1 protein-coding gene is annotated in these 297 nt (G+C 42.1%); it reads left to right on the top strand.

What is annotated here, in order from left to right; all coding sequences use genetic code 11:
- On the top strand, positions 1-297 hold a 297-nt coding region (locus tag AAEY57_RS19650; protein ID WP_350608625.1), incomplete at both ends, for a riboflavin kinase.

The raw sequence follows: 297 nt of genomic DNA, 5'->3' as shown, positions 1-297 counted from the left end.
AATACGAGATGCCTTAGCATCTGGCGACTTAGCAAGTGCTAAAATAATGCTTGGTCACGATTATGCTATTTCTGGGCGTGTTATACACGGCTGGAAAAGAGGACGTGAACTCGGTTTTAGAACGGCAAATATTGCCCTAAAACGCCAAGTGTGTCCTGTCAACGGGGTGTTTGCAGTGCAAGCAACGATTGCAGGAAAACAGATTTTTGGAGTTGCAAATGTAGGCAATAAGCCGACATTTAATGGAACTCGTGCATTATTAGAAGTTCACCTTTTTGATTTTGCACAGGATATTTA

This window comes from Pseudoalteromonas sp. MER144-MNA-CIBAN-0113 (assembly GCF_040308965.1).
In the GTDB taxonomy this organism is placed as follows: Bacteria; Pseudomonadota; Gammaproteobacteria; order Enterobacterales; family Alteromonadaceae; genus Pseudoalteromonas; species Pseudoalteromonas tetraodonis.
Note: the sequence above shows the minus strand (reverse complement) of the source record. Positions and strands in the feature narration are given on the sequence as shown.